We start from the raw sequence: 10,035 nt of genomic DNA on the forward strand, positions 1-10,035 counted from the left end.
CCCTCCGGGCGCGGACCCGTGCACACGTGCACGCGCAGTCCGGAGTCCGCCAGCTCACCGGCGTCCTCGGGCAGCACCCCGACCACCCGTTGCGCCGCCTCGCGCGGGCGGCGGGTGTACGTGGTGAAGGTCAGGAGCTCGGCGAGCCCGTCCGGCAGGGCGAGCCCGGCGAGCGCGATCCACCGGGCGACGTCCGCGCTCTGCCGCTCGACCAGGACGACCCGTTCCGGTCCGTCCGGCCCGTGCAGGCGGCGCAGGTCGGACAGCACACCGGCGAGCCAGGGGCCGCGGGAGACGGCGAAGTCGTTGAGTGCCTCGCGCTCGCGGGCCTCGTGGCCGGCCGGGGCGGGCAGCGCGGCGAGCGGGTCGGGCAGCGGCCGCTCCGGGGTGGCGGCGGTCCAGCGGGCGGACCTGCAGACGGCGAGCGGCGACCTCCCCTCGGGCAGCCGGGCGCCGGGGGGCAGGTGGACCGCGTGGGCGTGGAAGCGGACGGCGGAGGTCCGGGGGAAGCGCACCGGGACGGTCCGGGCCAGCAGCCCGCTGCCGTCGGAGAGCAGGCTGAAGCTGTACGCCTCGGGCAGGGCGCGCAGGGCGGTGTCCGTGAGCCGGTCCGGGGTGCCGCTCGGCGCCTCGTAGGCCAGCAGCGGTCCCGCCTCGGTCAGCACGGACGCGGGTATCGATGCGTCGACCGAGGTGAAGCGGGCGGTGACCGGTCCGTCCTCGCCGGTTCCGTCCCCGTCCACCGCGGAGGTGTAGTGCAACTGCGCGAGGCTCATGCGTCGGCTCTCTTCGTCCCTGCCTGAAGACCCCCTGCCACCCGCGTCCGCCCTCGCGGTGGCAGCGCCGTCCCGGCAGAGAGCGGCGACCCCGGCGGGGAGTGCTCCGCAGTCGCTGGGGCGACGCTATCAAGGACCGGGCCGCCCGAGGCGGTGAAGGCCGGGCATCTCCTCGCCGGGCTCACACCCAGCCGCGCTCCCGCGCCCGTACGCCCGCCTGGAACCGCGTGCCCGCGTCCAGTCTCCGCATCAGGGACGCGACCCGCCGGGTCGCTGTGCGGACGCTCACGCCCAACTGACGGGCGATCGCCTGGTCCTTGAAGCCGGCGTGCAGCAGCCGTACGAGGATCAGCTCCTCCTCGCTGGGGCCGCCGTCCGCCCTGTCCTCCACCTGCTCGGAGAGCAGGGGCTCGGCACGTTCCCAGTACGCCTCGAACAGCTCCACCAATCCGTCGAGCAGACCCGACGGGTGGACGAACACGATGGACTCCTTGCTCCCCCCTGTCAGGGGCACCATCGCCACCTTCCGGTCCACGATCCGTGCCTTGAACGGCAGATGGCGCAACAGCCGCGACTGCTCGCCGAGAGCCGCCAGGCTCAGGATCGTCTCCAGCCGGCCCGGCGGTTCGATCGACTCGAGGCAGTACACACCCCGGATGTCCACCCCGCGCTCCCACCACTCCCTGGTGGCCGCCCTCTCCTGGTCGTGGAAGTCCGGCTGCCCCACCGCTTCCAGGTACGGCGGCCTGTCCAACGTCCACACATGGGTGGTGACGGACCGGCTGACCTCATCGACCCGTCTGCTGATCGCCTTCCGGTCCGAAAGCACCTCCACCAGGGCCTCAGGGTGGGCCCCCAACTGCCCTGCGCTGTGCAGGCGGTGGAGCTCGGCGAGGACCGACTCCACCTCGCCGAACATCGTCTCCGTCTCCGAGCGCCGCTGGTTCAGCAGTGCCGAGAGCGCGGAGCGGGGGCTGACGGCCTCCCACCGGCCCGGCCCCACCCGGCGCACGAGGCCCAGCCCGGCCAGGCGCTTCAACGCCTTTCCCGTACGGGCCACTCCGGCCCCCGCACTCTCCGCCAGGTCGCGGACCGCGCACTGCGGTCCCGACAGCACGGCCCGGTACACGTCCTCGTCGAACGCGCTCACACCCACCGCTTCGAGCACAGCCGGCCCTCCTTGCCGCACGAGAGGGCCGCTCCCCCGATACCCGCGGCCGATTCCGGCCGACCGGTCCCTCTGTCCGTGGCGCGTTTGGTCACGACGCCAAACAGGCCATCAGATTATCTGGACACCGGGTGATCGCACAGCGTTCACTCATCCCGTGCCGCCTGTCAGTCCTCCCTGGTGAGAGGCGGTGCATCGTTTCCCGCCCCCGGCGCACGCCGTAGGCGAGCGCCCTCGCTCGCCTCTCCGGCATGCGCGGAAATCCGTGAGGAGAGCCCGTGTCACCCCTGTCACGAAGAGCGTCCCGAAACCGGCGAGCCGTCATCAGCGGTCTGCTCACAACCGGCCTCGCCGCTCTCAGCCTTCCCCTCGCCACCCCCGCCACCGCCACCGCTCCGGCCGCCCCGCCCGCCGCCGGGAACTACCTCGTCACTCTCGCCGGCCAGCCCCTCGCCACCTATGACGGCGGCGTCGACGGTCTCGCCGCCACGAAGCCCGGCGAGGGCGGCAAGATCGACGTCGCCTCGGCCGCGGCCAAGCGCTACCGCTCCCACCTGACGGAGGAGCAGACCGACGTCGCCGAGAAGGTCGGCGCCACCGTCCGGCAGCACTACGCGGTCACCACCAACACCTTCAGCGCCCGGCTCGACGCACGTCAACTCGTCCGGCTGGCAGCCACCGAGGGCGTTCTCCACATCGCCCCGGACCGCCTCCACCACGCGACCGACGACAAGAACTCGACCGACTTCCTCGGCCTCTCGGGCCGCAAGGGGCTCTGGAACGCCCTCGGCGGGACCGCCGAGGCGGGCAAGGGCATCGTCGTCGGCGACATCGACACGGGTATCTGGCCCGAGAGCGACTCCTTCGACGCCCCGGCCCTCACCTCCAGGAAGCCGGGCAAGAAGGACCGCTACCGTCCGTACCGCGACGGTGCCGCCACCGTCATGAACAAGGCCGACGGCACCACCTTCAAGGGCACCTGCCAGACCGGTGAGAGCTTCACCGCCGCCGCCTGCAACGAGAAGATCGTCAGCGCCCGCTACTTCGCCGACGGCTGGCTCGCCTACGCCCCCGAGGCCAACCGGGCCGGTTACATCTCCCCCCGCGACAGCCAGGGGCACGGCACCCACACGGCGTCCACCGCGGCCGGTAACGCCGACGTCCGCGCCACGGTCGGCGGTGAGGACCTCGGCACCGTCTCCGGCGTCGCCCCGGCGGCCACCATCGCCGTGTACAAGGCCCTCTGGGAGAGCAAGGACGGCTCGCAGGACGGTGGCATGACCAGCGACCTCGTCGCCGCCATCGACCAGGCCGTCGCCGACGGAGTGGACGTCATCAACTACTCGCTCGGCGGCATGTTCGAGAGCGCGTACGACGATCCGGCCCAGGTCGCCCTGCGCAACGCCGCTGCCGCCGGTGTCTTCGTCGCCACCGCGGGAGGCAATTCCGGGCCCGAGGTCTCCTCTCTCGACAACACCGCCCCCTGGACCACGACGGTCGCCGCCGGCACCATCGCGTCCCACACCGGCACGGTCACCCTCGGCAACGGGGCGAACTACACCGGCGTCAGCACCACCGTGCACAAGGCCGTCGGCCCGGCCCCCCTCGTCCGGGGCTCCGCGGCCAGGGTCGCCGGCGCCCGCGCGGAAGACGCCGACTACTGCCTGGCGGGCACCCTCGACCCCGCACGCACGACCGGGAAGATAGTCGTCTGCGACCGCGGCGTCAGCGGACGCGTCGAGAAGTCCGCCGAGGTCAAGCGGGCCGGCGGCATCGGCGTGGTGCTCGTCAACGTCAGCAACCAGAGCACGGACGGCGACCTGCACCCGCTTCCGGTCGTCCACCTCAACACTCCGGACGCCACGGCGGTACGCACCTACGCCGCCACGGACGGAGCCACCGCGACCCTCGCCCCCGGCGGCACCTCGGACGTCTACCCGCAGGTGACCGGCTTCTCCTCGCGCGGTCCCTCGCTCGTCGGCAAGGGCGACCTGCTCAAGCCCGACATCACGGCGCCCGGTGCCACGATCCTCGCGGCCGTGTCCCCCGACGGCAACAACGGCCACGACTTCGACTACTACTCCGGCACCTCCATGGCCACCCCGCACATCGCCGGCCTCGCCGCGCTCTACCTCTCACAGCACCCCACCTGGTCCCCGATGAGCATCAAGTCGGCCATGATGACCACCGCCACCCCCACCAGGACCGCCGACGGCGGGAAGAGCGGCGACGCCTTCGCGCAGGGCGCCGGTGAGGTCGACGCCCGGGCCATGCTGCGGCCCGGACTCGTGTACGACTCGGGTGAACAGGACTGGCTCGCGTACCTCGAAGGCTCCGGCATCGACACCGGGACGGGGACCCCCGCCGTGGACCCGAGCGACCTCAACTACCCCTCCATCGCCATCGGTGACCTCTTCGGCAAGCAGACCGTCACCCGCACCGTGACGGCGACCTCGGCCGGCACCTACCGCGCCCGGGTCGACCTGCCTGGCGTCAAGGCCACCGTCCGCCCGTCCGTCCTGCACTTCACCCACCCCGGCCAGAAGCGCACCTTCACCGTCACGCTCGACGTCACCACGGCAGCCGCCGGCCGCGTCGACACCGGGTCCCTCACCTGGACCTCCGGCCACACCTCCGTCCGCAGCCCGATCGTCGTCACCCCGCAGAGCGTGCGCGCCCCGGCGGAGGTCAAGGGCTCCGGCTCCAGCGGAAAGGCCACCTACTCGGTCACCCCGGCCACCAGCACCCTGACGGCCACCGCCTACGGACCGGTCTCCTCTCCCGCCACCGAGGCCCGCCTGACGGGTACGCAGGAGATCTACTACGACGCGCAGATCCCGGCGGGAGCCAAGGCGTCGCAGATCACGGTGCACTTCGACGCGGCGCAGGACACCATCGTGGGCGTCGTCTGGGGTCCGAAGTCGGCCGACGGGGTCCTCCAGTCCGCCCAGTTCGCCGACCCCGACAGCGACGGCACGGCAACCATCACCGTGCCGCAGCCGACGGTCGGGACTATCTTCGTGGCCGTGGTCGCCATCGGAGCGACGGACGACACCGTCACTCCCTTCACGTACCAGGTGAACAACATCACCGCGAAGAGCCCTGTCACCGGCAAGGCCAAGGTCACGCCGGAGAAGGCCCGGGTCACGCCCAACACGCCGACCGACCTCACCGCGAGCTGGTCCGGTGTCCGGACGGGCACCCGGTCCAGCACCTGGATCGAATACGCCAACGGGGCGGGCACCCTGCTGACCCTCAACTGAACCCCGGCACACGGAAGGGGCGGCACGCAAACGCGTGCCGCCCCGCGGGCGTAACCGGGCGGGCCGGCGTGCCCCCTCGACCACCGCACCCCCTGGACCACCGCGCCCCCGGCGATCAGCGCCGGGGGCGCGCCGGCATCACTCGAACCGCGACGTGTCGCCGGCTCCCTTGCGGACGATCTCCAGCTCGCCGCCGGAGAAGTCGATGACCGTCGTGGGCTCCGTACCGCAGTCGCCGGAGTCGATGACGATGTCCACCTCGTGGTCCAGGCGTTCCTTGATCTCCCAGCCCTGGGTGAGGGGTTCGGCCTCGTCGGGGAGCAACAGCGTGCTGGAGAGCAGCGGTTCGCCCAGTTCCGCCAGGAGCGCCTGCACCACCGGGTGGTCCGGGATGCGGACGCCGACGGTCTTCTTCTTGGGGTGCAGCAGTTGGCGCGGCACCTCCTTCGTGGCCGGCAGGATGAAGGTGTACTGGCCGGGCGTCGACGCCTTGACCGTACGGAACACGTCGTTGTCGATGTGTACGAACTGCCCGAGCTGGGCGAAGCTCTGGCACATCAGAGTGAAGTGGTGGCGGTCGTCGAGGTTGCGGATCGACCGGATGCGGGACAGGCCGTCCCGGCTGCCGAGCTGACACCCGAGTGCGTAGCAGGAGTCCGTCGGATACGCGACGAGCGACCCGGAGCGGATGCTTTCGGCCACGTTGGTGATGGTGCGCTGCTGGGGATTTTCGGGGTGTACGTCGAAATACTTCGCCATCCGGCGAGTCTACGACCGGGTGAGCGAACGGTTCCCGTCGCAGCGGATCGTCCGGCTCGGGGAGGGGAAGGACAACCGGTTCGAGTGGTGGACGCCGTTCAAACCTGTCCGGCCCGCGCGGAACGATGTGCATCATGCATGATGGGTGCATCGTGCACACATTCCGTGGTATATGTGTACAGAGAGGTCGCCGTCCCGGTGGGGGAGGCGCGCCGCAGTCGTAGGGAGCCGTGCGTGGACATGCCTGTGGACCGGATCGAGTTCGAGACGATGCTGCTCGGCCGGCACATGAGCCTGCTCACCTCGCGTGGGGACGGGCGGCTCGACCGGAGCGCGTACATCCTCCTCAGCCGCATCCGGGTCCAGGGCCCGATGTCGATCGGCCAGCTGCACGACGCCTTCGGGCTCGACACCTCGACGCTCAACCGGCAGACCGCCGCGATGCTCCGGGCCGGTGTGGTCGACCGCATCGCCGACCCGGACGGCGGGATCGCGCGCAAGTTCGCCATCACGGAGGAAGGCGAGCGCCGCCTCGACAAGGACCGGGCCGAGAACCGCGAGGGCCTGCAACGGGTCCTCGCCGCCTGGACCCCGGAGGAGGCCGCCCGCTTCGCGGACGACCTGGCCCGGCTCAACCGCGACATCGAACGCCTCGACGGCAGGCCCTGGCCGCGCGACTGAGCCGTACGGCGGAACCCGTACGCGGTGTGAAGCGGAGCTGCGGGCCCGCTTAAGAAAACCTCGATGGACCTGGGGCGCGGGGTACGGCAGATTTCTCCGTGACGGCGGAGGATGGTGCGCGGCAGCCGGTGCGAGCGCGCTGCCACGCCGTCCCCCTCATCCTTCCCCGGGCCGCAGGCTTCCTCAGGCATGCCCCCGGCCCGGGGAGCTCAACGCCGTACAGGGAGCCGCAGCCGTGAAGGCACTCGTGAAGCAGAAGGCCGAGCCCGGACTCTGGCTGTTGGACGTCCCCGAGCCCGAGACCGGCCCCGGCGACGTACTGATCAAGGTCCTGCGCACCGGCATCTGCGGGACCGACCTGCACATCCGCAACTACGACGGCTGGGCGCAGCAGGCCATCAGCACCCCGCTCGTCCTCGGCCACGAGTTCGTCGGCGAGGTCGCCGCGATCGGCGCGGACGTGGTCGACATCGCCGTCGGCGACCTGGTCAGCGGCGAGGGCCACCTCGTCTGCGGCAAGTGCCGCAACTGCCTGGCCGGCCGCCGCCACCTGTGCCGCTCGACGCTGGGCCTCGGCGTCGGCCGCGACGGCGCCTTCGCCGAGTACGTCGCGCTGCCCGCCTCCAACGTGTGGGTGCACCGGGTCCCCGTCGACCTGGACGTCGCCGCGATCTTCGACCCGTTCGGCAACGCCGTGCACACCGCGCTGTCCTTCCCGCTCGTCGGCGAGGACGTCCTGATCACCGGCGCCGGTCCGATCGGCATCATGGCCGCCGCCGTCGCCAAGCACGCCGGTGCCCGCAACGTCGTCATCACCGACGTCAGCGAGGCCCGCCTGGAGCTGGCCCGCAAGGTCGGCGTGAGCCTGGCACTCAACGTCGCCGAGTCGACCATCGCCGACGGCCAGAAGGAGCTGGGCCTGCGCGAGGGCTTCGACATCGGCCTGGAGATGTCCGGCCGCCCCGAGGCCATGCGCGACATGATCGCGAACATGACGCACGGCGGCCGGATCGCCATGCTCGGACTCCCCTCCGAGGAGTTCGCCGTCGACTGGGCCCGGATCGTCACCTCGATGATCACCGTCAAGGGCATCTACGGCCGCGAGATGTACGAGACCTGGTACGCCATGTCCGTCCTGCTGGAGGGCGGTCTCGACCTCGCCCCCGTGATCACCGGCCGGTACGGCTACCGCGACTTCGAGGCGGCCTTCGACGACGCGGCGAGCGGGCGCGGCGGCAAGGTCATCCTCGACTGGACCGTCTGACCTCCTCACCTCCTTAAGGAATCCGGCATGTTCGACTCCGTACGCGACGACCTGCGCACCACCCTCGAAGAGATCGAGGCGGCCGGGCTGCACAAGCCCGAGCGCGTCATCGGCACCCCGCAGTCCGCGACCGTGGCCGTCACCGCCGGGGGCCGCCCCGGCGAGGTGCTGAACTTCTGCGCCAACAACTACCTCGGCCTCGCCGACCACCCCGACGTGATCGCCGCCGCGCACGAGGCACTGGACCGCTGGGGTTACGGCATGGCCTCGGTCCGCTTCATCTGCGGCACCCAGGAGGTCCACAAGGAGCTGGAGCGGCGGCTCTCCTCCTTCCTGGGCCAGGAGGACACGATCCTCTACTCCTCCTGCTTCGACGCCAACGGCGGCGTCTTCGAGACGATCCTCGGCGCCGAGGACGCGGTCATCTCCGACGCCCTCAACCACGCCTCGATCATCGACGGCATCCGCCTGTCCAAGGCCAAGCGCTTCCGCTACGCCAACCGCGACATGGCCGACCTGGAGACACAGCTCAAGGAGGCGTCCGGGGCCCGGCGCCGCCTGATCGTCACCGACGGCGTCTTCTCCATGGACGGCTACGTCGCGCCGCTGCGCGAGATCTGCGACCTGGCCGAGCGCTACGACGCCATGGTCATGGTCGACGACTCGCACGCCGTCGGCTTCGTCGGCGCCGGCGGACGCGGCACGCCCGAGCTGCACGGCGTCATGGACCGCGTCGACATCATCACCGGCACCCTCGGCAAGGCGCTCGGCGGCGCGTCCGGCGGTTACGTCGCGGCCCGCGCCGAGATCGTCGCCCTGCTGCGCCAGCGCTCGCGTCCGTACCTCTTCTCCAACTCGCTCGCCCCGGTCATCGCCGCCGCCTCGCTCAAGGTCATCGACCTCCTGGAGTCCGCCGGCGAGCTGCGCGAGCGGCTCAACGCCAACACCGCGCTCTTCCGTACCCGGATGACCGAGGAGGGCTTCGACATCCTGCCCGGCGACCACGCCATCGCCCCCGTCATGATCGGGGACGCGGCGAAGGCAGGCCGGATGGCGGAGCTGCTCCTGGAGCGCGGTGTGTACGTGATCGGGTTCTCGTACCCGGTCGTCCCCCAGGGCGCGGCCCGCATCCGCGTCCAGCTCTCCGCGGCGCACTCCACGGACGACGTGAACCGCGCGGTGGACGCGTTCGTCGCGGCGCGCGCCGAGCTGGAGGGCTGAGGGGCTGTCCCGAGGCCGGTCGCGGGGGCGGTCAGGGCGCCCCCGCGACCTGGGACAATGGGCCGCATGATCGATGCACGGCGGCTGCGCGTCCTGCGTGCCGTGGCGGACCACGGCACGGTGACCGCCGCGGCCGCCGCCCTGTACCTGACCCCGTCCGCCGTCTCCCAGCAGCTCGCCGCCCTGGAGCAGGAGACCGGTCACCGGCTGGTCGAACGCGGCTCGCGCGGGGCCAGGCTCACCCCGGCCGGCGAGATCCTGCTCACCCACACCAACGCGGTCCTGGCCCAGCTGGAACGGGCGGAGGCCGAGCTGGCCGCGTACGGCTCGGGCGAGGCAGGCACGGTCACGGTCGCCGCGTTCGCCACCGGCATCGGTCTGGTGCTCGCCCCCGCCATCGCCGCGCTGGGGCGGACCGCCCCCGGTATCAAGGTCCGCGTCCAGGACGCCGAGGGCGACGCGAGCGTCCCGATGGTCCTGGACCGCCAGGTCGACGTGGCCGTCGCCGTCGAGTACCGGGGCGCCCCCGGCGCGGACGACCGCCGGCTCACCCGCGTCCCCCTCTACTCGGAACCGTTCGACGCGGTGCTCCCGGTGGGCCACCGGCTGGCCGGCCAGGACCAGGTGGCCGTCGCCGAGCTGGCCAAGGACGCCTGGATCGGGCCCTACCCCGGCAACCCCTGCCACGACGTGGTCGTCCTGGCCTGCGAGTACGCCGGCTTCGCCCCGAACCTCGAACACTCCTCGGACGACTTCCACGCGGTCGTCGCCCTGGCCGGCGCCGCCGCCGGAGTGGCCCTCGTCCCGCGCACCGCCCTCCGCGGCATGCCGCTGACCGGCGTGGTGGTCCGCCCGGTGCGCGGGACCGCCCCCACCCGCCGGGTCTTCGCGGCGGTGCGCCGG

At 71.9% G+C, this 10,035-nt stretch carries 7 protein-coding genes and 1 pseudogene; 5 read left to right on the forward strand and 3 right to left on the reverse strand.

All coding sequences use genetic code 11. The features are described 5' to 3' along the window. Both G3I41_RS02455 and G3I41_RS02460 read right to left on the reverse strand, forming a co-directional pair. Window positions 1–776: pseudogene (locus G3I41_RS02455) on the reverse strand (hypothetical protein); the annotation flags it as partial. 181 nt (window positions 777–957) lie between these two features. Next, a complete protein-coding gene (locus G3I41_RS02460) occupies window positions 958–1,944 on the reverse strand; it encodes a transcriptional regulator (protein WP_164398646.1) in 987 nt (328 codons plus the stop codon). 278 nt (window positions 1,945–2,222) lie between these two features. On the opposite strand from G3I41_RS02460, the gene G3I41_RS02465 reads away from it, so the two are divergent. Further along, the gene (locus G3I41_RS02465) at window positions 2,223–5,207 is read left to right on the forward strand and encodes a S8 family serine peptidase (RefSeq protein ID WP_343242041.1); all 2,985 of its coding nucleotides are present in this window, start codon (window positions 2,223–2,225) and stop codon (window positions 5,205–5,207) included. Window positions 5,208–5,345: 138 nt separating this feature from the next. On the opposite strand, the gene G3I41_RS02470 is transcribed toward G3I41_RS02465, so the two are convergent. Continuing rightward, complete coding sequence (locus G3I41_RS02470; RefSeq protein ID WP_164398647.1) at window positions 5,346–5,966, reverse strand: L-threonylcarbamoyladenylate synthase; 621 nt, start codon at window positions 5,964–5,966, stop codon at window positions 5,346–5,348. Between the two features lie 234 nt (window positions 5,967–6,200). Here G3I41_RS02470 and G3I41_RS02475 point away from each other — a divergent pair, with 234 nt between their 5' ends. The 4 genes from G3I41_RS02475 to G3I41_RS02490 all read left to right on the forward strand — a co-directional run. After that, entirely contained in the window at window positions 6,201–6,647 is a 447-nt protein-coding gene (locus G3I41_RS02475) for a MarR family transcriptional regulator (protein ID WP_164398648.1), read from the forward strand. 235 nt (window positions 6,648–6,882) lie between these two features. After that, window positions 6,883–7,911, forward strand: coding sequence for an L-threonine 3-dehydrogenase (tdh, locus tag G3I41_RS02480; RefSeq protein WP_164398649.1), 1,029 nt, complete (start codon window positions 6,883–6,885; stop codon window positions 7,909–7,911). Between the two features lie 27 nt (window positions 7,912–7,938). Beyond that, window positions 7,939–9,132: a glycine C-acetyltransferase gene (locus G3I41_RS02485; protein WP_164398650.1), complete on the forward strand. Its 1,194-nt coding sequence runs from the start codon at window positions 7,939–7,941 to the stop codon at window positions 9,130–9,132. A 66-nt stretch (window positions 9,133–9,198) separates the two neighbouring features. Beyond that, window positions 9,199–10,035: LysR family transcriptional regulator (locus G3I41_RS02490; RefSeq protein ID WP_164398651.1), on the forward strand; the 837-nt coding region annotated here is incomplete at its 3' end.

This window comes from Streptomyces sp. SID9727 (assembly GCF_010550605.1).
In the GTDB taxonomy this organism is placed as follows: domain Bacteria; phylum Actinomycetota; class Actinomycetes; order Streptomycetales; family Streptomycetaceae; genus Streptomyces.

What these genes read in the sequence shown, in the direction of transcription:
- G3I41_RS02485 (WP_164398650.1), top strand. Translation starts at nt 7,939, where the DNA reads ATGTTCGACTCCGTACGCGACGACCTGCGCACCACCCTCGAAGAGATC.
- G3I41_RS02470 (WP_164398647.1), bottom strand. Translation starts at nt 5,966, where the DNA reads ATGGCGAAGTATTTCGACGTACACCCCGAAAATCCCCAGCAGCGCACC.